The sequence below is a fragment of the Niveispirillum sp. genome (assembly GCF_052437035.1).
In the GTDB taxonomy this organism is placed as follows: Bacteria; Pseudomonadota; Alphaproteobacteria; order Azospirillales; family Azospirillaceae; genus Niveispirillum.
In genome coordinates this window covers 560500-581289 of sequence record NZ_JBQVOH010000003.1, presented here as the reverse complement: position 1 = coordinate 581289, position 20790 = coordinate 560500, and the positions used below count along the sequence as shown (strand labels likewise).

The 20790-nt window shown below is 61.1% G+C and carries 15 protein-coding genes and 1 pseudogene; 7 read left to right on the top strand and 9 right to left on the bottom strand.

Features of this window, described 5'->3' with window-relative positions:
* Positions 1-72: 72 nt before the first annotated feature.
* Positions 73-1149 carry a PA0069 family radical SAM protein gene (locus ACT6Q8_RS11700; protein ID WP_444732104.1) on the bottom strand — a complete coding sequence of 359 codons (1077 nt, stop codon included), beginning with the start codon at positions 1147-1149 and terminating at the stop codon, positions 73-75.
* Between the two features lie 401 nt (positions 1150-1550).
* On the opposite strand from ACT6Q8_RS11700, the gene ACT6Q8_RS11695 reads away from it, so the two are divergent.
* The 5 genes and pseudogenes from ACT6Q8_RS11695 to ACT6Q8_RS11675 all read left to right on the top strand — a co-directional run bounded on the left by ACT6Q8_RS11695 (position 1551) and on the right by ACT6Q8_RS11675 (position 4045).
* Complete coding sequence (locus ACT6Q8_RS11695) at positions 1551-1727, top strand: hypothetical protein (RefSeq protein ID WP_156344895.1); 177 nt, start codon at positions 1551-1553, stop codon at positions 1725-1727.
* Between the two features lie 468 nt (positions 1728-2195).
* Positions 2196-2852, top strand: a complete 657-nt coding sequence (locus ACT6Q8_RS11690; RefSeq protein ID WP_444732434.1) for a hypothetical protein — start codon at positions 2196-2198, stop codon at positions 2850-2852.
* Positions 2809-2925 (top strand): annotated as a pseudogene (locus ACT6Q8_RS11685) (ATP-binding protein); the annotation flags it as partial. The gene ACT6Q8_RS11690 and the pseudogene ACT6Q8_RS11685, both read left to right, overlap by 44 nt.
* Before the next feature lie 158 nt (positions 2926-3083).
* The gene (locus tag ACT6Q8_RS11680; RefSeq protein ID WP_444732435.1) at positions 3084-3521 is read left to right on the top strand and encodes an ImuA family protein; all 438 of its coding nucleotides are present in this window, start codon (positions 3084-3086) and stop codon (positions 3519-3521) included.
* Positions 3488-4045, top strand: coding sequence for a Y-family DNA polymerase (locus ACT6Q8_RS11675; RefSeq protein WP_444732105.1), 558 nt, complete (start codon positions 3488-3490; stop codon positions 4043-4045). The genes ACT6Q8_RS11680 and ACT6Q8_RS11675 overlap by 34 nt, the downstream gene beginning before the upstream one ends.
* A gap of 169 nt (positions 4046-4214) precedes the next feature.
* Here the strand turns inward: ACT6Q8_RS11675 and ACT6Q8_RS11670 are convergent, their stop codons facing one another.
* Positions 4215-6122, bottom strand: coding sequence for an NAD(P)-dependent oxidoreductase (locus tag ACT6Q8_RS11670; protein ID WP_444732106.1), 1908 nt, complete (start codon positions 6120-6122; stop codon positions 4215-4217).
* Between the two features lie 538 nt (positions 6123-6660).
* Between ACT6Q8_RS11670 and ACT6Q8_RS11665 the strand changes: the two genes are divergently transcribed.
* Positions 6661-15177 carry a GH36-type glycosyl hydrolase domain-containing protein gene (locus tag ACT6Q8_RS11665; protein ID WP_444732107.1) on the top strand — a complete coding sequence of 2839 codons (8517 nt, stop codon included), beginning with the start codon at positions 6661-6663 and terminating at the stop codon, positions 15175-15177.
* On the opposite strand, the gene mgtA is transcribed toward ACT6Q8_RS11665, so the two are convergent.
* From mgtA to ACT6Q8_RS11640, 5 genes are all read right to left on the bottom strand, one after another.
* Positions 15156-17702, bottom strand: coding sequence for a magnesium-translocating P-type ATPase (mgtA, locus tag ACT6Q8_RS11660; protein ID WP_444732108.1), 2547 nt, complete (start codon positions 17700-17702; stop codon positions 15156-15158). The two genes, ACT6Q8_RS11665 and mgtA, sit on opposite strands and share 22 nt — an antisense overlap.
* 172 nt (positions 17703-17874) lie before the next feature.
* Positions 17875-18030: an entericidin A/B family lipoprotein gene (locus ACT6Q8_RS11655; RefSeq protein WP_444732109.1), complete on the bottom strand. Its 156-nt coding sequence runs from the start codon at positions 18028-18030 to the stop codon at positions 17875-17877.
* 35 nt (positions 18031-18065) lie between these two features.
* Complete coding sequence (locus tag ACT6Q8_RS11650; protein ID WP_082372722.1) at positions 18066-18224, bottom strand: DUF3309 domain-containing protein; 159 nt, start codon at positions 18222-18224, stop codon at positions 18066-18068.
* 68 nt (positions 18225-18292) lie between these two features.
* Entirely contained in the window at positions 18293-18682 is a 390-nt protein-coding gene (locus tag ACT6Q8_RS11645; protein ID WP_444732110.1) for a PRC-barrel domain-containing protein, read from the bottom strand.
* A gap of 80 nt (positions 18683-18762) precedes the next feature.
* Complete coding sequence (locus ACT6Q8_RS11640) at positions 18763-18918, bottom strand: hypothetical protein (protein WP_444732111.1); 156 nt, start codon at positions 18916-18918, stop codon at positions 18763-18765.
* 292 nt (positions 18919-19210) lie between these two features.
* Between ACT6Q8_RS11640 and ACT6Q8_RS11635 the strand changes: the two genes are divergently transcribed.
* A complete protein-coding gene (locus ACT6Q8_RS11635) occupies positions 19211-19624 on the top strand; it encodes a hypothetical protein (protein ID WP_444732112.1) in 414 nt (137 codons plus the stop codon).
* Here the strand turns inward: ACT6Q8_RS11635 and ACT6Q8_RS11630 are convergent.
* On the bottom strand, positions 19602-19868 hold the full coding sequence (locus ACT6Q8_RS11630; RefSeq protein ID WP_444732113.1) for a hypothetical protein: 267 nt from the start codon (positions 19866-19868) through the stop codon (positions 19602-19604). The genes ACT6Q8_RS11635 and ACT6Q8_RS11630 overlap by 23 nt on opposite strands.
* An 84-nt stretch (positions 19869-19952) precedes the next feature.
* A complete protein-coding gene (locus tag ACT6Q8_RS11625; RefSeq protein ID WP_082372720.1) occupies positions 19953-20765 on the bottom strand; it encodes an OmpA family protein in 813 nt (270 codons plus the stop codon).
* Positions 20766-20790: the final 25 nt, after the last annotated feature.

The following is a 20790-nucleotide window of genomic DNA, read 5'->3' as shown; positions in this document are numbered from 1 at the left end:
TACGCAGCTCTGGAAACTAAAGCCGTGGCCGCGTAAATATTGAATTCAAGCCACCGCCAAACTCGGCGCGGTTCAAAACAGGCGTAACTGGTCCCCTTGTGAAGGTGGGGTACGAAATTTGCTGCAATCCATTTCCCAACTCCGACTATTCAGTCCCAATCGCCGAACGGTCAGTTGGAACCGTTGCCGCAACAGATCGGCATAAGGGCCTGTACCCTTCATTCGAGTGCCGAACCCGGACTGGTAAATCGCACCATCACGCATCTGCTTTATCAGAGAAAGCACTCGGCTTGCCCGGTCTGGGTAGTGCTCTTGCAGCCACTCCGCAAACAACGGTCCAATTTCAAGCGGCAGGCGCAGTATGATGTAGCTGGCCCCTTTAGCACCAGCTTCATGCGCTGCCTCGAGAATTCCTTCCAACTCATGGTCGTTTAGTGCCGGAATCATGGGACTGGCCAGGACAGAGACAGGAATCCCAGCCGCGGCAAGAGTCCGCACGGCCTCCAGCCTTTTCCCAGGCGTGCTGGCTCGCGGTTCCATCCTGCGAGCCAGGTCGCGGTCTAACGTGGTGATGGAAATGGCAACCCTTGCGATCCCGTCCTTAGCCATTGGTGCCAGAATGTCAATGTCGCGCGTAACAAGGGCGGACTTTGTGATAATGCCCACTGGCTGATTGAAGTCACGGCAGACCTCTAGCACCGCCCGTGTTATCTTTTCCATGCGCTCTATCGGCTGATATGGATCTGTATTCGCCCCAAGAGCTAGGGGTTCGCAAACATAGTTCTTTGCCCGGAGCTGTTTAGCTAATAGCTCTGCGGCTCCTCGCTTCACAAATAGCTTTGTCTCAAAATCAAGGCCCGGTGAAAGGCCAAGATATGCATGAGTTGGGCGAGAAAAACAATATACGCAGCCGTGTTCGCATCCACGAAATGGATTAACAGACTGACTGAATGGTACATCTGGTGATTCATTCCTGCTTATAATACTGCGAGCAGTATCTGCCGCAATCACAGTTCGGACTGCTTCTGGAAGCTCGGTGCCGTTATCCCAGCCATCATCAACGAGAACCCGTGCTTCGCGTTCGAAACGAGAATCGTTGTTGCTGACCGCGCCGCGGCCCTTCTTTACCTGGCTCTGTCGTTCGTACATTCGCGCACGATCCATGGAACAAAAAAAGAACATACGCGCTTGGATGAAACTTGCAATGAGAATCAACAGTGCGCTGCCGATTGGCTTGTCGGAGGCCGAAACCTCCTTGACACGTCGAGCTTTAAATGGAGCTGGAAGGACCGGAGACCGCTCTGGACGAGCTGAAAATATGAATGAGGAATAGGTAGTAAGTGCGACAAATCCGCATAATCCTGGTGTATGTGCGATGAAATGGCTGCCGTATTGTCGTTGAGGTTCCGCCACTGCCGTAACCCATCAGCTTCTGTCTTTCATCGTGCTTCATGCTATATTCATGGCAGAAGGGGCCAATGTCACGTGCCAGACGCTGCAGGGTCAGCGGCATCCCTACAAAGAGACGCCACCATTTTTCGAAAAGAGTGATGGCCGTCATCATGAGTGATGGTGACCGCCTAAATTTGACGATCGAGCAGGATACATATCAACGCTTGGCCAAACTGGCCGACGCGATCACGGCTGGCCGCATCGTTGGTGAGTTCGTTCTGGTCAAAGGCCGAACCAGGGAGGAATTGCGCGTGGAGTTTTTTGGCTCACGGTGATGCCGCGGCTGCTGCGCCATTCGCAGCAGCCGTAGTCGGGCACCGTCCGGATATGATCCATCGTGGTTTACACCTCAGTGACCATGCTGCCTGCCGCAACCCCGCAGCCATCCGCTTTACGAATGTCGTTCGTTGTTGCGATCACATCGGCCGTTGTTAATTTTTCGTACCGCAATGAGGCCGCTTACAGACGCGGCGTCGGTCCAGGGAGCAGGGAAGCACCCCCTTTCCCGGTTAGGCCCCCTCAATGTTCCTGCGCCTTCATCGCATCATTGTCGACTACATTCGCATCCGCCTTGAATGCCCCATGCCACCTCGAGAGGTTATTGCCCTCCGCAACCATCTCGCTGGATTGGCAAAGGACAGGCGGTGGCCTGCCAAGCCGGGTGGTGGCTTCGACTATCAGACTATCGCTGTGGCGGCCGATATCCCCCGGTTGAGGCGCTTCTTGGAGTCAGGGCGCAGCTGATGCCGCTGCTGGATGCGATCGTGCGGGAGCTTCCCACCCCCGCCGTTAAGCCGAAGCGGCCTGTCCGGACGGTGGTACGCAAGCTGGCCCTCCCCACGTTGAAGCCGCCGACAGAGCACAAGATGGAGGTCAAACTCACAGCCCCGGCCAGGAAGCGCGGGCGGCCGAGGAAGGACGACCCAGCTGCCGTACCGGTGGTGATTGCACCTCGTCGCAAGCGCCAACCCACACCAATCGTTCAGTTTCCAGCGGCGCCATGGCCCGAGGCGCGCACCTTCGCCGACTTCCATCGGGAATTGGATCAGCAGGCAAAGAGGCACGGCGACAACAACTATGTGCTTCAGCGGGCGCTCGCTGCTGCCGGCATAAAGGTCAACGTATCCACGATCCGCAATTGGTGGAGTGGGGTGCGTCATCCCCGGACGGTGCGAAGCATGCGGGCGATCGTCGCCCTTGAGCAGCGATACCGACTGCCGATCGGTCACTTGGCCGGGCGTCTTCCTCACTCCGCTCGCGCCATCGCAGGCAACAATATCCACGGGATCACCAATGCCAAGCACCGGCGGCTGGCCTGGTATTTGCCCGACGACTTCACAGCCCGGCCTCCGAAGGAACCTGAGCTTCAGCGAATGGGCAACCGTCTTTGGCGATGCTAAGATGACCACCGCCTTGCTCGATCGCCTGACACATCGCTGTCACATCGTCGAAACCGGAATAGCGTCCCTACGCGCGCAGGTCGCCCGGATCAAAGGTCAGTCCCGTCACGAAGGCGGTGTGCTGCCTTTCGGGTTGCCTGTCCTCGATGCCAAGCTGCCCGGCGGCGGGCTAACTCTGGGCGCACTGCACAAGGTGGCGGGCCGGGGACGGTCGACGGGGCGGCCGCGGCATTGTTCAGCGCCGGCATCGCGGCCCGCACCGAGGGACCGGTCTTTTGGATCTGGACTCAGCCGGACCTGTTCGCCCCGTCTCTGGCCCAGGCCGGACTGCCGCCCGACCGTGTCATCTACGTTGAGGCCGGCGATGATAAGACCGTGCTGGCCTGTACCGAGGAAGCGTTGCGCCATGGCAGCCTGGGGGCTGTCGTGGCTGAGGTCGCGGCGCTCAACATGACGGCGTCGCGGCGGCTCCAGCTGGCAGTGGAAGGCAAACAGACCATCGGCATTGCGCTGCGCCGCTGGCGCCGGCAGGCGGATGCCGCCGACTTTGGCCAGCCGACATCCGCCGTCACCCGCTGGCGGGTCTCTACCCTGCCGTCGGCTCCCCTACCGGTGCGGCGCGTGGGGCGGCACCGATGGCTGGCCGCGCCCGCAATCGGCGCGTCGTAACGGCCTGTTGTTCGGCAGCACTGGAATCAGGCTTGCGCCCTGACATGGCGCTCGCCAAGGCCCAGGTCCTGGTGCCGGGGCTGGTGGTCAATGAGGCCGCACCGCAGGCCGACCAGGAAGGACTTCATCGGCTGGCGCTGTGGATCCTCCAGCGCTTCTCCCCGCTGGTCGCCGCCGATCAGCCGGACGGCATCGTCATCGATACCACCGGTGCCGACCATCTGCATGGCGGCGAGGAGGCTATGCTAGAGGTTTGGGTCGGCCGGCTGGCCATGTCTGGCGTCGAGGCCCGCGCCGCTGTTGCCGACAGCTGGGGGGCCGCCCATGCCTTCGCGCGGTACCTAACCAATCCCATCTTCGTGGCCGACCCAGGCCGGGGCCTGTCGCTGCTGTCACCCCTGCCGTTGGAGGCCCTGCGTCTGCCGCCGGCGATGGCCGGCGACCTTCGGACATTGGGCTTCAGGACGGTGGGCGACCTGCACCGCCAGGGTTCCCTGAAAGCCACGCGGCCAGCTTTGCGCTGATCGCCTATGCCAGCGCCTGGCTGAAATGCTGGCATCCCGATGTGTTCTGCGCGGCACTACTGAACAGCCAGCCCATGGGCTTCTACGCCCCGGCGCAGATCGTGCGGGACGCCGAGGAGCAACCGCAGTCAACTGCGGTAATAGAATACAGGTACCCCGCAGCTGCACCCTATGTCGCCGGGCCACGTTCGGTCGGGGCTGGCTGAAGCGTGTTTGTGGCAGCGTCCAGGGTCCATTCCGGTCGCAAGCCCTCGAAATCAGCCCAAGCGCCCTGAAGATCTCTGGCGCGGACCTGAGCGGCGCGCTTCCGGCTCCCGAGCCCCGTACACGCGAGGTCGTGAACCAAACGGTCGCCCACGGCATCGTCATTCATCTCGCCCAACAGAACATGCAGATGGTTGAGGGCAGCGATGTAGCTATTTTCCTCGTCGCTGCCGAAAAGCCTTGAATACACTTCGGAATTGTATCGCAGTGTCCTGATAAGGCGGCGTAGCCTATGGCGTGCTTTGGTGCCGCGATAGATATCATGTCCGCCCGCCTTCTTTACTCGGGCATCCGCTGCCCACAGCCAGTCAACCATTTGCCCCCACGCCGCCTCATCTATTACTGCGGATGATTGGCGCCTTACCCAATCCTCCAACCCGGCAATCATCATGGTAAGGCGCGCAGCTCCTGCGCTGCGCTGCGCAGTGGCCGCCGCCGCCACGCGAGCAGAGGAAGCTGCTGCCTTCAGGTCTTCCGTCTCCGCCACGGCCGGTCCAGCAACGCCATTTGATGGATGCCGAATTATCAGAACGTCCAGGTCGCGTAGCGGGCCCAGTTGGCGGGTGAGACGTCCCAACTCTTGACGGATCCAGCGGCAATCCTCTGCTGGCAAAAGCGGTTTGAACATCAGAAGACAGGCGCGCGTGCGGCGCAGTGCCCCGCGAAGGGCGTGCACGCACACCGCATCGGGCGTGTCGAGAAATGCAGTACTGTAATGGCGCACATCTTCCACCAGGGTGCCCATCGCTGCCCCGAAACACCGCATGTTTTGAGCTTGGCCCGTCAACGCCGCTCTACCCTTTATGTTACTGCCGACCGGCAACCCGACCAGATTCTCTGGTCTGCCTACCGTGAAGGCGGCGATGTTCGATAGGGTCACATTCAGGATGCGGGTTATGGCTTCGTGTGTGTCATAAGCTATATGGGCGGATGCAATCACGTTGGGCGCCGATATAACCGCTCTGTCTGCCGCCAGCATCCGAAGGCTGGCTAAGCTAGGATCAGCATTTGGTCGAAAAATCTCGGCCTCGTCTTGTAGCCAGGTTTCCTGGCTGAATACATCCAGGGCAGCACCAGCGAGCCGGTTTTCCGACAAGGACCGGATCAAGGCTTCTGTATCCACAATATCGGCCCGTGCGGTATTGATCAGCATGGCTCCGGGCTTCATCAGCGCCAGTTTGCGTTCACAGATCAAGGCATGCGTACCCGGGCCGCCGGGGACATGAAGCGTGACCACGTCGCTGCGCTTCAGAAGCTGATTCAGCGTGACGAAGCGTATGCCTAATCGCGTTTCGAGATCCCTGTTGGGGGTGCTGTCAAAGGCCAGAATGGTCATCCCAAAGGCTTTGGCGATCTGAATGACCCGCTGACCAATCCGGCCTGCGCCAACCACACCCAGGACCTTACCGGCCAGATCAGATCCGCGCAGACCGGCCCGGGAGAAGTCACCTTGCTTCGTCCGCGTAACGGCCTCTGGAACCCGCCGCAGCAATGCCAGTAACAGCGCAAACGTGTACTCGGCGACAGTGGGATCGCCATAGTTGGGTACGTTACAGACCGTAACGCCCGCCGCATGGCATGAGGCCAAGTCGATATGGTCATAGCCGGTCGACCGTGTTGCAATCAAGCGCAGCTTCGGCATGTGCTTGAGTGTTGCGGCGTCAATCTTGCTGTCGATGAAGGTCGAGATTGCCTCCACATCAGCAAATAAATTGGCATTCTCCTCGCTCAACGGCGTCGGCAAACATCGTAGGTCGTGAAGCGGGGTCAGGCATTGGCAGATGACATCCTGCCATGCTTCGGTTTCGAACATGACTATCTTCATTTGATGTCTCTCTCTTTGGTCTGATCCCGGGGTGCGGATCTGGCGGCCACGGCCTTCCGGCGGCTTCACTGCTCGTGCGACATCCCGCGCGGTGACAGTACCCCTGCAACCATTTCCGATGAATACACGTCATCGGAAAATGACTTCAATGGCATATGTGACCATGGCATCTTTGTGCAGTCCAAAAAATAGCGGAGAATACCTATTTCACTGTCAGGTTTGGGATGTGTTTTTTTGTGAATTGTAATCTTTTACTGAAAAAAGAAATTTTAATTTTGTATATGGGTAGATTCCGAGCGGGTTCTTTATGGCCATAAAATTTTAAAGTGATCGGTAGAAAGGTTCTGGATCTTTAAATCGGTTTCCATCTGGAAGCGCCTTCCCAGTTACAGCGGGCATCAATCCGTCGAGCACTGCCCATAGGCGCAGGCCCGAGATGGGCAATGCCGCGGCCCCGCGTACCGAAGGCCGGGGACAGACAGGCGGGCTCTGCCGGGCCCGCTTACCTTATTAAGAAGGCGACAGCATGAATATCTTGCGCGCAGCGCCGTCGCCCGCCTTCTGGCGAGGTGTCGAGGTCATTCGGGAAGAGCTTTTCGGGATCGAACGGTTGGAGGAGCATGCCCGCTCCTTGGCGGCGGCCCAACCTGTGACCAAAAGACCGCCGCGGACTAGCTCGTGGGCGGCCCGTCTGGCCGATAATGCTGCTGTACTCCTCGACGCCTATCGCAAGACCGTGTCCGCCCTGGCTGAGGGCAGAACAATTACCCCGGCATCGGAATGGCTGGTTGACAATTACCACCTTGTCGAACGCCAGATCCGGGAAATCGACCGGGATCTTCCGCCGGGCTTTCATCGCCAGCTCCCGAAACTAGCAACGGGGCCGTTCGGGGGCTATCCGCGTGTCTTTGGCCTGGCCTGGGCGTTCGTCGCACATACGGACAGCAGGTTCGACGCCGACATGCTGGTCAGGTACCTGCGCGCCTACCAGTCCGTGGAGCCGCTGACCATTGGCGAGCTTTGGGCAGTCTCGATCGCGTTGCGTATGGTGTTGATCGAGAATCTACGACGTCTGGCCGTACAGACTCTGGTTAATCGGGATGCACGGCAGCAAGCGGATATGATCGCGGACGCACTACTGGCTGGGGGCGGCCCCGTCGAGGAAGCTTCGGCCAAAGCCATCCAGATGCTGCAGGACGATGCATTGCCGCCGGCCATGGTGGTGCAACTGCTGCACCGGCTGCGTGACCAGGACCCGGACACGATTCCGGTGCTGGTCTGGCTGGACCGGAGGCTGGCGTCAAGGGCTACGACAGCGGATGAAATGGTTAACGACGTCCATCGACGGCAGGGTGGCACCAATGTCACGGTCCGCAACATCATTACCAGTCTGCGCCGCATCGGCGATGTAGATTGGAAGGAGCTTTTTGAAAAGGCGAGTCCCGTCGATGATCTTTTAGCGACGGTGGCTGATTATCCCAGGATGGATTTTTTAACCCGTAACCTGTACCGCAGCGCCATTGAGGATATGTCGAGATGCAGTAGACGGTCTGAACTGGACGTCACGCGGCAGGTTCTGGCGGTGGCGCAGACGCAGGATACCGCCGATCCGCGCCGCCGTGATCCTGGATATCACCTGCTGGCGCGCGGACGTCCGGCTTTCGAACGTCACATCGGTTACCGCCCACGCTGGGGGCAGCGGCCTGCCCGGTATATGCGGTCCATGGGTCTTGGTCTTTATGTCGGGTCGATTGTCCTGATCGCCGGTTTGATATTGCTGGCGGCTCTGCACCTGCTGGCAGAGACGGGGGCGGGGGCGCTGGCCCTGATTACTTTAGGCCTGGTGTCATTCATTCCCTGCATTGATGTCGCCATGGCATTGTTCAACCGCGTCCTGTCGCTGGGGATCGGGGCCACAGCTCTTCCAGGTCTGGCGTTGAAGGAGGGGGTGCCGGCAGACCTACGGACATTGGTCGCTGTGCCCACCTTGCTGACCACACCCGGTGCCATCGCCGAGCAGGTGGCGCAGCTTGAGGTGCACCACCTCGCCAGTCCCGACGGCGATCTGCAGTTCGCACTGCTGTCCGACTGGACCGATGCCCCCACGGAACAGACGGAAGCTGATGACATTCTGTTGAACGCAGCCCGCGACGGGATTGCGCGACTGAACACACGTTATGGACCGGGCCCCGGTGGTCCACGGTTCCTGTTGCTGCATCGCAAGCGTGTCTGGTGTCCGGGCGAAGGCTGCTGGATGGGGTGGGAGCGTAAGCGGGGCAAGCTTCACGAGTTGAACCGCCTGCTGCGTGGTGCGACCGATACCGGCTTTCTGGAGATGGAAGAGGGCGCGGTGCCCGTCGGGGTGCGCTATGTCCTGACCCTGGACGCCGACACACGCCTGCCACGCGATGCCGCCCGCCGGTTGATTGGCAAGATGGCGCATCCCTTGAACCGGCCCCGCTTTGATCCGGTGGAGGGCAGGGTGGTCGAAGGCTTTGGCCTGCTGCAGCCCCGTATCACACCTTCGTTGCCGGTCGGGCGGGCCGGATCGCTGTTCCAGCGCATCTTTTCCAGCCTGAATGGCATCGATCCCTATGCCGCCGCCATATCCGATCATTACCAGGATCTGTTCGGGGAAGGGTCCTATGCCGGCAAGGGCATCTATGACATCGACGCTTTCGAACTGGCATTGGCTGGGCGCGTCCCGGATGGCACGGTTTTGAGCCATGACCTGTTCGAGGGCAATTTCGCGCGGGCCGCCCTGGTCAGCGATGTGGAACTGGTGGAGGATTTTCCCACCCGCTACGAGCTGGATGCCTTGCGCCACCACCGCTGGGCTCGGGGGGACTGGCAGTTGCTGCCCTGGCTGATGGGGCGCGGCTATGCTGCCACTGATCCAAGCCGGGTGAATGGCTTGGTGCCTGCCGTTGGCCGATGGAAAATGCTGGACAATCTGCGCCGCACCCTGGTGGCCCCCCTTATGGTCCTTTCACTGGTGCTGGGTTGGACCTTGCCATTCGCGGCCGGCCTGGCGTGGACGTTGTTCAATGGTGTCCTGCTGTTGGCCCCACCCTTGTTTCCCATCGTCACCGCTCTGTGGCCGGCCCAGACAGGCATTCGATGGTCGGGCCATCTGCGTGCGCTGGTGGCTGAGGTTCAACGGGCCATGGTTCTCGCTGCCTTGACGGGTGGTTTCCTGGCCCACCAAGCCTGGATGCTGATGGATGCGGTCCTGCGCACGCTCTGGCGCCTGTGGTTCAGCCACCGGCATCTGCTGCAATGGGTTCCTGCGGCTCAGACCTCGATGGCCCCGCGCCTGACATTGGTTGGAAGTTTCAAACGCATGGCCGGCGCGCCGATCCTAGCCGTTGGCGGATTTACGGTGGCTCTGGCGGCGGGCGATGGGAACTGGCTGCTCTGCCTGCCTTTTACCCTGTCCTGGTTGTTATCGCCCTTCATTGCCGAACGGATCAGCCGGCCTACGCAGGGCCGGGAAGCGGATCATCCGGATGAGCAGGCGGAGACGATCCTGCGTCTGACCGGGCGCCGCACATGGCGTTACTTCGAACGGTTTGTTACCGCCGAAGACAATATGCTGCCGCCTGACAACTTCCAGGAAACCCCCGTGCCCGTACTGGCACGCCGGACCTCTCCCACCAATATCGGCCTTTACTTGCTGTCGGTGGCTGCCGCCCGGGATTTCGGTTGGATCGGCACCCATGATGCCCTGGACCGGCTGGAAGCGACCATGGGCAGCATGGACCGGCTGGAGCGGTATCGGGGGCATTTCCTGAATTGGTATGCCACGGCGGATCTGTGCCCCCTGGACCCGAAATATGTTTCCTCCGTGGACAGCGGCAATCTGGCCGGGCATCTGGTCGCGTTAGCGAACAGTTGCGATATGTGGCGCACCGGCCTCTGTCCTGATGCCATGCGGGTGCAAGGGGTGGCCGATACACTGGCCCTGGTGCGGGATATCCGGCCTACATCCGGGCAGAGCGAGGCCGGCGGTCGCCTGGATCAGGCGTTGGACACGCTGGCCAGTGTCATCCGCCAGCAGTCACGCGAAGGCGATCCGGACACCATCATGTCCAACCTGACCAAGCGGGCAGAGCAGATCGCCATCTTGATGACGGCACCGGCGCTGGCGTCACTGGGCGCGGATGCCGCCTATTGGGCCGGGGCGTGTCTTGACTGCATCCATTCCCATCATCGTGATGAACAGCAGGACGACGACCTCTCCCCTCGTCTGGAGGCGTTGGCCCAGAGGGCACGGGCCTTAGTCGCCGCGATGGATTTTACCTTCCTGTTCGACAGTGAGCGCCAGCTTCTGTCCATCGGGCATTTGTTGAACGAAAATGTCCCGGACCCAAGCTGCTACGACCTGCTCGCGTCCGAGGCGCGGCTGGCCAGCTTTATTGCCATCGCCAAGGGGGATGTGCCGGCACGCCACTGGTTCCGCCTGGGCCGCACGGTCGTGCCGGCCAACCATGGTGCGGCACTGATCTCTTGGTCCGGGTCAATGTTCGAATATCTGATGCCTGCCCTGGTGATGCGCGCGCCGGGTGGCAGTCTGCTGGAACAGACCAGCCGGCTGATTGTGCATCGCCAGATCCTCTATGCGGCGCGTCTGGGCGTGCCATGGGGCATGTCGGAGTCCGCCTATAATGCCCGTGACCTTGACCTGACCTATCAATACTCCAATTTTGGCGTTCCCAGTTTGGGCCTCAAGCGCGGCCTGTCTGCGGAAATCGTCATTGCGCCTTATGCCACGATGCTGGCCGCCATGGTCGATCCGTCTGCGGCGGCTGGTAATCTGCGTCGGCTGCTGATGATGGGTGCCCGTGGGGATTACGGATATTTCGAGGCCCTGGATTTCACCCCTGTGCGCCTGCCCAAGGGACAGGGGATGGCGCTGGTTCAGGCCTATATGGCCCATCATCAAGGGATGGGTATCGTCGCGATTGCCAATACCCTGCTGAACGGGATCATGCGGGCGCGCTTCCATGCCGAACCGATGGTTCGGGCGACCGAACTGCTTTTGCAGGAGCGGTTGCCAACTGAGGTGCCAGTCACCCATCACTGGGTAGCCGGGCCGGATGCCCGCATCACCGGCCCGGTCAGTGAACCGCTGGCCGACCGGCATTTCACCCACCCGCACCAGGCGGCTCCGTCAACCCTTCTGCTGTCCAACGGGCGGATGACGACGATGGTAACGGTTGCGGGGGCAGGCCAGACACGGCGCGGTGCCATCGCCCTGACCCGCTGGCGGGAGGATCCGACCTGCGACAGCCACGGCACCGGCATCTTCCTGCGCGATCTTGATGATGGCAGGCTCTGGTCGGCGGCCTATCACCCGTGCGGTGTCGATCCTGACAGCTATGACGTGACTTTCCATGAAGATCGGGCGGAATTCATCCGGCATGACGGGACCTTGATCACTGCGTTGGACATCCTGATCTCGGCGGAGGATGACGCGGAGGTGCGACGGGTTACCCTCACCAACGAAGGCCCCCATGCACGCCATCTGGACGTCACATCCTATCTGGAACTGGCGCTCTGTCCGCAGGTCGCCGATGTCGCCCATCCGGCTTTTGCCAAGCTGTTCGTGCAGACTGAATATCTGCCCGGCTGCGACGCACTGATCGCCACGCGTCGTCGGCGGAACCCGGACGAGGTGGAAATCTGGCTGGGACACATGCTGGTGGTGGAGGGCAATGGCGGCGGCGTAAGCAGCTTTGAAACTGACCGGGCCCGCTTCCTGGGCCGCGGCCGGTCCTTGCGTGATGCCGTCGCGATGGAGCCGGCACACAGCCTGTCTGGAACGACAGGCACCGTCCTGGACCCGGTCTTCGCCTTGCGCCACACGATCCGGGTGGCATCACAGGGCACGGCCCGTCTGGCGTTCTGGACCCTGGCGGCCGACAGCAGGGCTGCGCTGCTGGACATGATCGACCGGCACCGGGATGTGACCGCCTATACCCGTGCTGCCACCCTGGCCTGGACCCAGGCACAGGTGCAGCTACGCCATCTTGGCATCGGAGTAGGCACTGCCGCACTGTTTCAGCAGCTGGCGGGGCATCTGGTTCATGCCACCCCGGCTCTGCGGCCGGCTTCTGCCCTCATCCAGAACGGGTTGGCCCCGCAGTCCGACCTGTGGTCGCTGGGGATCTCCGGGGATCTGCCCATCCTGCTGCTGCGCATTACGGACAGTGATGATCTCTCTGTGGTGCGGGAGGGGCTGCTGGCCTTCGATTACTGGCGGATGAAGCGGTTTGCGGTCGACCTGATCATCCTCAATGATCATCCGGCCTCCTATCTGCAGGAGTTGCAGACTGCGCTGGAAGCGCTGGTTCGCGTGAACCGTTCGCGTCAGCCCGCGGGCCATGACACGACACCCGGTACCGTACATTTGCTGCGCGCCGATCTGATCACCCCGCAGGCGCATGCCCTTCTTAACGCCGTGGCGCGGGTGGTGCTGGTCGCGCGGCGTGGTAGCCTGTTTGACCAGTTGCAGCGGATGGGTGCCGATGCACCCCCGCCAATCCCCATCCCGCGGCGGCGGTTGGCGGCGGCCATGTCCCCGCAGGTGAGACCCGAACTGGAATTCTTCAATGGGCTTGGCGGCTTTGCCCGGAACGCAAGTGAGTATGTCATTATCCAGGGTCCGGGTCAGGTAACACCGGCACCTTGGATAAATGTCATTGCCAATCCCGATTTCGGCTTTCAGGTATCAGCGGATGGCAATGGCTTCTGCTGGGCTGGCAACAGCCGTGAGAACCAACTGACTCCATGGTCGAATGATCCTGTCGTCGACCCAACCGGCGATGCATTTTATCTGCGGGACGAGGAAAGCGGTGCGCTTTGGTCGCCGACCGCCAGCCCCATCCGCGACCCGGGCGGTCACTACATTACCCGTCATGGCTGGGGATATAGCCGTTTCAGTTGCCGCACCAACGGTATCTCCAGCGATCTGCTGCTTTATGTGCCGGTCGATGCGCCCGTCCGTATTGCACGCCTGACATTGCATAACTCCACGCACCGCCCCCGCGCCTTGACGGTGACGGCCTATGTGGAATGGGTGCTGGGTCCATCGCGTGACGCCACCCGCGCCTTTGTGACCACATCGATCGATACCGTTACCGGTGCGATGTTCGCGGGTAATCCCTGGAATCGGGATGTTGGCGGGCATGTCGCCTTTGCCGACTTATGTGGGCAACAGACGGACTGGACTGGTGATCGGCGGGAGTTCATTGGGCGGAACGGCACACTGGCCCATCCGTTGGCGCTGGCCGGCATGGGACCATTGTCGAAGCGGGTGGGGGCCGGCCTGGACCCTTGCGGGGCCCTGCGGACCCGCATCCAGCTGCCGCCCGATGGAAAGGTGGAGATCGTGTTCCTGCTGGGTCAGGCGGAGAATGCGGATGCCGCCCGCGCCTTGGTCACCCGGTACCGCGAAGCCGACTTGGACGCCGTCATGGGGGCGGTCAGCCGGCAATGGCGGCAGATCCTGGGCAAGGTGCAGGTGACCACACCTGACCGGTCGCTAGATATCATGCTGAATGGCTGGCTGCTGTATCAGACACTGTCCTGCCGCCTCTGGGCGCGGGCAGCCTTCTTCCAGGCCAGCGGCGCCTATGGCTTCCGTGACCAGTTGCAGGATGGCATGGCGCTGGCCATCACGCGCCCGGACTTGACGCGGGCCCATCTGCTGCGTGCGGCGGGGCGGCAGTTCGTGGAAGGCGACGTGCAGCATTGGTGGCTGCCGCCATCGGGACGCGGCGTCCGTACCCGCATCTCCGACGACAGGATCTGGCTGGCCTATGCCGCTGCCCACTATGTGGAGACAACGGGTGATCTGCCGGTACTGGATGAGAAGGTAGGTTTTCTGGACGGGCCAGGGCTGCATGAAGGCGAACATGACAGCTTCTTCCATCCGTCCCCCGCCGAGGAAAGCGTCAACCTGTTCGACCATTGCGCCCGCGCGCTGGATGCCAGCCTGATCATGGGATCCCACGGCCTGCCACTGATGGGGACAGGCGACTGGAACGACGGGATGAACCGCGTCGGGGAGGGGGGACGGGGGGAAAGTGTCTGGCTGGGTTGGCTGCTGTTCACCACCCTGATGCGTTTCGCCGATCTGGCGCAAGCACGCGGCGATCCGCGTGCCGGCGGCTGGCGTGAACAAGCCGCCGCATTGCGGGTGGCCTTGAATGAGGATGGCTGGGACGGCGATTGGTATCGGCGTGGCTATTTTGATGACGGAACGCCGCTGGGTTCAGCCCAGCGGGAGGAATGCCGGATTGATGCCATTGCCCAAAGCTGGTCTGTCCTTTCGGGCGCCGGTGACCCGGACAAGGCGGCCAGGGCGATGCAGGCCGTGGAAACGCATCTGGTCCGGCAACGGGAGGGCCTAGCCCTGCTTTTCACCCCGCCCTTCGTGCAAAGCCAGCCCGATCCCGGCTATGTCCAGGCCTATCCAGCCGGTATCCGGGAAAATGGCGGGCAATATACCCATGCGGCCCTCTGGTCCGTCATGGCGCTGGCGGCGCTGGGCCGCAACCGACCGGCCGCCGATCTGCTGCATATGCTGAACCCGATCAATCACGCGCGCGACCCCGACGCGGTGCGACGCTACCGGTTGGAACCCTATGTGGTTGCTGCCGACATTTATTCTGTGGCGCCGCATGTCGGGCGCGGGGGCTGGGGGTGGTACACGGGTGCTGCCGGCTGGATGCAGCGGGCGGGTATGGAAGCCGTCCTGGGCCTGCGTCAACAGGGCAACCGTCTGATGATCGATCCGCGCTTGCCGCCCGACTGGCCGGAGGTGCGGATCATGTTCCGCCATGGAACGGCAAGGTACGACATTAAAATTGAGAACAGGGGTGGCGAGCGCTGGGATTCCGTGTCCATCCAACTCGACGGACGCAGGCTGGACGGGGCGAATTCCCTGGATCTTGACGATGACGGAGCCACCCATCATGTGCTGGTGCGGCCAGATATGACCGCCAGGACGCAAGCTCAGTTGGAAGGGGCGATGTAGCGAAAGAACAGCCGCTTCATCCCCTCCATCATCACCAGATATGCTGGGACCGACAGCGCCAGGAACAGGTAGAAGGCCGGCGGCGGTGTCACGAAACCGAACCACGGGCCGATGGGTGACAGGGGCAAGAGCGCCCCCAGGATGGCAATGCCCACCGCTGCCGCGGCCAGTACCGGGTTGGGCCGGCTGCGCCAGGACAGGTGCCGCGACCGGATGACAAAGATGACCAGCACCTGCGTGGCCAGGCTTTCCACGAACCAGCCCGTCTGGAACAGAGCTTCGCCCGCGCCGAACACATGCAGAAGCACGTAGAAGGTCAGGAAATCGAAGGCGGAACTGACCGGTCCCATCACCAGCATGAACCGTTGGATCAACGTCAGGTTCCAATGGACGGGCCGGGCCAGGCTGTCGGCATCGACATTGTCCAGCGGAATGCCTGCTTCCGAGGCGTCGTAAAGCAGGTTGTTCAGCAGGACCTGGGTGGGCAGCATCGGCAGGAAGGGCAGGAACAGGGCGGCGCCGGCCATGCTGAACATGTTGCCGAAATTGGAACTGCTGCCCATCAGAATGTATTTGGTGACATTGCGCACGGTGCGCCGTCCTTCCATTACTGCATCGACTACCACCGACAGGTCGTGGTCCAGCAGCACCAACCCCGCCGCCTCCTTAGCCACGTCGGCGCCGCTGTCTACAGCGATACCGACATCGGCGGCATGGATGGCCGACGCATCATTGATCCCGTCCCCCAGAAAGCCCACGACCCTGCCGGCATGCTTGTAGGCCAGCAGAACCCGTTCCTTTTGTTGTGGGGTCATCCGGCAGAAGACATTGACGCCGTTCAGACGCGCCCGCAACGCATCGCTGCTCATCACCTGCAACTCGTCCCCGGTGATCAGACCGTTGATGGGGAAGCCCAGGGTTTCGCAGACATGCCGCGTCACCCGTTCATTGTCACCCGTCAACACCTTGACAGCTACACCGGCATCGGTCAGAGCGCGCAGGGCCGCGGCGGCGCTGGCCTTGGGCGGATCCAGGAACAGGGCATATCCGGCGAAGACCAGTTCGGCCTCGTCATCCAGTCGTGCAGAGACATGACTGGCATCCATGGCGCGGGAGGCGACGGCCAGCACCCGCAGGCCCTGTTCCCCCAATTGCGCGAACATGTGCAGCATCCGGGCGCGGGCCGCCGGGTCCAGCGGCTGGATGCCCTTATCGCCGGCATCGTAATGGGTGGATTGGCGCAGCACATCCTCTGGCGCACCCTTGACCACCAGCACGCGATCCGCGCCGTCACTCACCAGCACCGACACGCGGCGGCGTTCGAAATCGAACGGCACCTCGTTGATCTTGGTCCAGCGGGTAACGTCCAGCGGGCGGAAGGCCAGGATGGCTTCATCCAGCGCGCTGCGGATGCCGCTTTCAAAATGGCTGTTCAGATAAGCAAGGCGCAGGACCTTTTCGCTGTCCCGGGCATCGGCGTCGATATGCCGGACCATGCGGATCACGGCTTCGGTCAGGGTGCCGGTCTTGTCCGTGCACAGCACATCCATGGCGCCGATATTGTGCATGGCGGGCAGGCGCTTGACGATCACCCGTCTGGCGGCCAGTCGCGTGGCCCCCTTGGCCAGGGTCACGGTGACGATCATCGGCAGCAGTTCCGGCGTCAGCCCGACGGCCAGCGCCAGCGCGAACATCAGGCTTTCCAGCCAGGGCCGGTGGAACATGACATTCACGGCCAGCACGAACAGCACCAGAAACACGGTCAACCGCAGGATCAGGTAACCGAAGCGCCGGATGCCCAGTTCGAACGATGTGGGAGGTGGTTCCACCATCAGGCTGTGGCTCAACTGCCCGAAGGCGGTGGCGGAGCCGCTACGACAGAGGATCGCTGTGCCCGTACCGCTCACGACAGAGGTGCCCATGAACAGTGTATCGGTGGCAGCGGTCATATCGTCAGTTGGTGTATCTGGCCCGTCGACCTGTTTTGGGGCGGGAAACGGTTCTCCGGTCAGCAGGGCTTGATTGACGAACAGGTCAAGCGCCTCCAGCAGCCGGCAATCGCCGGGCACAAGATCGCCGGCGGCCAGCCGGACAACGTCGCCCGGCACCAGCGTTTCCATGGGCAATGCCAGTTCCCTGCCGTCGCGCAGAACGCGGACGGTCACGGCGACGCTGCGCCGCAAGGCATCGACGGCGTTTTCCGCGCGGCGCTCCTGCACCATGTCCAGGGTGACGCTCAACGCCACCATGGTCAGCACGATGGTGAAGCTGGCCAGATTGCCCGTTGCCGCCGATAGGGCACTGGCGAACAGCAGGATCAGCACCAGAGGATTGAGGAAACGGCCCAGAACTTGCCGCCACAGGGGCTGGCGATGCTGGGGCATGGCCTGATTAGGCCCGAACCGTCGCAAGCGGCGGACCGCTTCGGCCGACGTCAGCCCGTGCTCATTGATTTCCAGCCGGGCGGACAGGGCGGATAAGGACAGTCCCGAAATCGGCCCTTCCAGCATCGGCTTGTCGGCCATGGGTCTCCCCCGGGGTTCTGGCGCCTCAAGGGTGGATGATGGGCTGCATGGCCCGGCCCAGGGCACGGAACATCGCGTAGGATAGGCCAGTCACACGGCGCATCCCAGCGCCGTTATCCCCCCTTGCCAGCCGTGGGGATCAGGATGAGGCCTGGAAGTCATTCGGACAGGGTCAAGGAGTGTGCTTGTCCGCACTTTTCTCGATGGCATTGCCGGTCTTGGTAATGTCTTCGCCCGCACCCGCCATGGTGTGACAGGCGGACAGCAACGACGTGGCCGGAAACTTCATGATGAACAGCAATGGCAGCGGCAGGGTTTTACGGGACATCTCGATCTCCTTAAGGGGGATGATGCGATGATCTGTCATATCCGCCCCAGCAACAGCAGGATCACGATGATGATCAGGACAAGGCTGAGACCGCTGCTGGGGTAATAGCCCCAGTTGGCGCTGTGCGACCAACGGGGAAGGGAGGCGATCAGCAGGGCGATGACGATAATCAACAGAATGGTGCCCAAGCCCATGAAGCGCTCCTTGAATTGGTCCTGCTGCACGGATTGGGCGGAACCCGCCCTTTCCGGATGGGACGATGTTAATGGGTGTACTTGTATTCAGGGAGGTTCTTCAGGGACTCCTTGGTGGCGTCCTTCAAGATCATCTTCTTGTTTTCGACGGCGAGCGCCGCATAGGACACGACAACATATTTGGAACCGACGCCCAGGAAGCCCCCAACGGACAGGACGGCGAACGGGATCTTGTCATTGGGCGTGACGATCAGATCGTCGATGGTCCCAACCGTTTCGCCAGCCGAATTGAAAACTTTGCTGCCCACCACCTTGGAAGTGCGGTAGCCGGTGGCCAAGGTCGAAAGATCCACCTGTGACAGGGCCATGGTCTGGGGAGTGCCCTGCGCAAAGGCGGTGCCACCCAGTGAAGGTGCGAGAAAGGCCAAGGCGGCCAGCGCAATGGTGACACGTTTCATGATGTTCTCCGGTGGTTCTGTCAGTCAAAGAAGGACGCCAGCGCCCAGAGGGGCGTCCAAGCACTGGCGTAGCCAAGGCGCTACTTCTTCTGTGCGTGCTTGGCATTCGTGCCGGCATCATGCTTGTCAACATGGGTGACGGGAGCATGCTTCGTTTCCGATGCCGGTTCCGTTTTGCCGCTCGCCGGTGTGGCGCTGGCTGGCTTCTTGGCGAACATGGTGTTGGGCTTCTGCATGGTGTGTTTCCTTTTCATACCACCCTGGGACAGGGTGATGGATCGATTGATGGAGACGAGGCGATGAACTGCAGGTCGACCACTGATCGATATGTCATTATATTAAGTAATGTTAAAAATGTTCAGTATCGGAATTTACCTATATTCAATTAATATTTGGCCTTATGAATTTTAATATTGTGAAAGTAAAATGCTATGTTAGTATTTAGCGGGGATATTCCGCTTCGGATTTTGGTTGACGGCGTGTGCCCCATATTCTGTCAAAATGGGAGTTATGATGATGTCAGCCCGTATGACGCGCGAGACCATTCATTTCCATCGTCCATTCATTTTGCCAGAGATTGAGGAACCGCTGCCGGCGGGGCGCTATGAGGTGGAGTTTGAGGAGGAGAGAATGGACAGCTTGTCCTTCACCGCCTGGCGGACCGTGCGGACGACGCTGCGCCGTATCGAAGCAACCAACGGATTGTCTTTTGCCCTGGACGTTGGCGCGGAGGCGCTGAAGGCTGCGATCGCTGGAAATACTGACCAACACTCTCCAACAATTACCGCACCATCCGCCGATGTCATCCCGGATCCAACACCTGTTGCGCAGGCCGTCGAACAGATACCCGGCTGGCGGGACTTCATTGTCCCACCCATCATCATTCCGGCAGTCATTGCCGTCATGGCGATCGCCGCATTTATTCTGGGCCCGTTCCAGTAACGGCAGCCGGTACAGCGGGTTGATCCGTGCCAATCTGCACGATCCGGCGGATGAATTGCCAGGCATGTTCATCGGTGCCGACAAAATCATGTTCGCAAGAGCCAAGATCATAACCCTTGATGAAACGGTCTTGCAGCCTTTCCAGAAATTTCGGCTCCGTTTCCGTCATATGGGCGATCAGCATCTGCAGGATGCGTTCATGGGCGAGGACGCGGCGTTCAAGGTCGGTATTTTCAATCGGCATGATGCGCCTTTCTTTTCGACTGACAGCAACGGTCGGGCGCGGTGTGTCGCGTCCGACCGTTGCTGTCCTGACGATATCGGTGACTTACTTCACGGTCCCTTCCACCACCCGGTTGAGGGGTTGCCGCTTGCCATCGTTCTGCTGCATCGGCAGTTCCCGTTCGCCAACCCACAGCACCTCGATACGAGAACTGGGCACGCCTGCCGCGATCAGAGCGTTGCGGACGGTTTCGGCCCGTTGCCGTGAGAGGTCCATGTTGTAATAATCTGTTCCGATGCTGGACGCCTTGCCCACGAGGGTGACGCGGCGATCGGGGTTGCTGCGTATTTCCTTCGCGGCTTCTCGCAGAATGGCTTCGCCGTCCTTGGTCAGTGTCGCCTTGTCAAACTCGAAATAGGTATTGTACGAGGTCTGCTGATAAACGGGCGCTACCGGACCCGGAGCGGCGATAACAGCGACAACCAGGGTCGTCTGGCAGGGTGTGGCTGTCCCCTCGATCGTGGCAGGCTTCAGTCCGATCGACAGATTTTTGCAGGCGATCTCCTCCACCGTCATGCCGCGACCCCAGTCTTGTGTCGATTCAGCCGGCATTAGCCCGTGACCGTGGGTGATTGCCCGCCGCAGGAACGGTTCCGCCAGATCCATACGCCCTTGTGACTGATAGGAAGCGCCCAGATTGAGTTCATCATAGGGGCTGTTGGGCCATTTGATGTTGGCTGCCTCCAAGATACGGGTCGATTTGTCATAATCCCCCGCCTTCAGGGCCGTGTAGCCCGGCGACGTTACGGAGATGTCGTGGCCACGCCCCTGCGATCCAGCGACTTGATCGCGTGTCGAACAGCCGGACAGCAGCAGCAAGCCGATGGGCAGTGCGTACATTAATTGGCTTTTAAGCATGGTGATGATCCTTGAATTGTAAGTT